At 68.8% G+C, this 1354-nt stretch carries 2 protein-coding genes; both read right to left on the bottom strand.

Going from position 1 to position 1354, the window contains the following annotated elements; all coding sequences use genetic code 11:
- Window positions 1-55: 55 nt before the first annotated feature.
- Window positions 56-655: a hypothetical protein gene (locus Q0066_RS02230; protein ID WP_298129629.1), complete on the bottom strand. Its 600-nt coding sequence runs from the start codon at window positions 653-655 to the stop codon at window positions 56-58.
- A gap of 83 nt (window positions 656-738) precedes the next feature.
- Window positions 739-1354, bottom strand: a 616-nt coding sequence (locus Q0066_RS02225) for a phosphoenolpyruvate carboxykinase domain-containing protein (protein WP_298129628.1), incomplete at its 5' end; no start/stop codon positions are given.

The raw sequence follows: 1354 nt of genomic DNA, 5'->3' as shown, positions 1-1354 counted from the left end.
ACGGATTTCGACAAGCTCAGCCGACGGTGGATGCGTTGATCAAACGGCAGGAGCCTCAGTCGCCGTCGCGAACCATCTGCCAGGTGAGTCCGTCGGCCTTGAGGGTGAGTTCGTTGCCGTTGCAGACGGCCGAACCCTTGCCTTGCGGGGCAAGGATCTCGGCCACTTCGCGCATCGGGAACGAGCGGGTGGCGCCGTTCTGCTTGATCTTCGCGGTGCCGCTGGTGCTGCCGCGAGTGAACGTCAGGGCGTCCGCGTCGCCGCTGTAGCTGCCGCGGATCTCGCCGTCGATCCGCACCTTCTGGGTGCTCTTGCCAACCGTCAGGTTGACCGGATGATCATCGTCGAAGTCGAAGGTGTACTGCCCGTTGCGGAACTCGGCATCGATGTCGGTGACTTTGACCCTGCTCGTCGCACTGAGTGCTGTCGCGACGAACGAGGTCGCCTTGTATTCGCCGGCCGGGCAGGACGCGGACGTCGTGGCCGGCGTCGTCGCAGGTGCGCTGGTGGCCGCGGTCGACACCGGGGTGGGGTTGGCACTGATCGCCGGCGGTGGCGTCGCGGACGGCGTGCCGGCGGGTGCCGCTGAGCTGCACCCGACCAGCAGTGCGGGCAGAGCGGCGAGCAGGATCAACGGGCGACGCGGCGACGACATGGCGGGCAGCCTACCCGGGCAGGATGAGAGGTTCGGGCAGGTAGGCCGCCGGCCGCTCGCACCTACCTGCCCGGTGGAGGCTCTTAGGACGCCTCCGCGATCCGGCGGCGCAGCGCCTCGAGTTCCTCGGTGAGCGCGGTGGGAAGCCGCTCGCCGAACTGCGCGAAGTACTCCTCGGTGAGGTCGGCCTCCGCGGCCCAGGCCGCGGGGTCGAGGGCGAACAGTTCGTCCAGTTGTTCGTCGGTCAGGTCGAGGCCGTCCAGGTTCAGGTCTTCGCGGCGCGGCAGCCGTCCGTTCAAGGAGTCAACGGCGTCCAGCTCGCCGTTCACCCTTCTCAGCGCCCACTCGATGGCGCGGGCGTTGTCGCCGAAACCGGGCCACAGGAAGTGGCCGTCGTCGTCCTTGCGGAACCAGTTGACCTGGAAGACGCGCGGCGCGTGCTCGCCCAGGGTTTCGCCGACCCGCAGCCAGTGCGCCCAGTAGTCGGCCATGTTGTAACCGCAGAACGGCAGCATCGCGAACGGATCGCGGCGCAGCGAACCGACCGCTCCCTCGGCGGCCGCGGTCTGCTCCGAGCTGACGGTGGCACCGACGAACACGCCCTGGCGCCAGTCGTAGGTCTCGGTGATCAGCGGCACGTTGTGCGCGCGGCGTCCGCCGAACAGGATGACGTCGATCGGGACGCCGGCCGGATCCTCC

It is taken from the genome of Micropruina sp. (assembly GCF_027492755.1).
Classification (GTDB): domain Bacteria; phylum Actinomycetota; class Actinomycetes; order Propionibacteriales; family Propionibacteriaceae; genus Micropruina.
Note: the sequence above shows the minus strand (reverse complement) of the source record. Positions and strands in the feature narration are given on the sequence as shown.

Bases quoted from the DNA above. Each gene is read 5' to 3' on its own strand.
- Q0066_RS02230 (WP_298129629.1), bottom strand. From the start codon at position 655: ATGTCGTCGCCGCGTCGCCCGTTGATCCTGCTCGCCGCTCTGCCCGCA.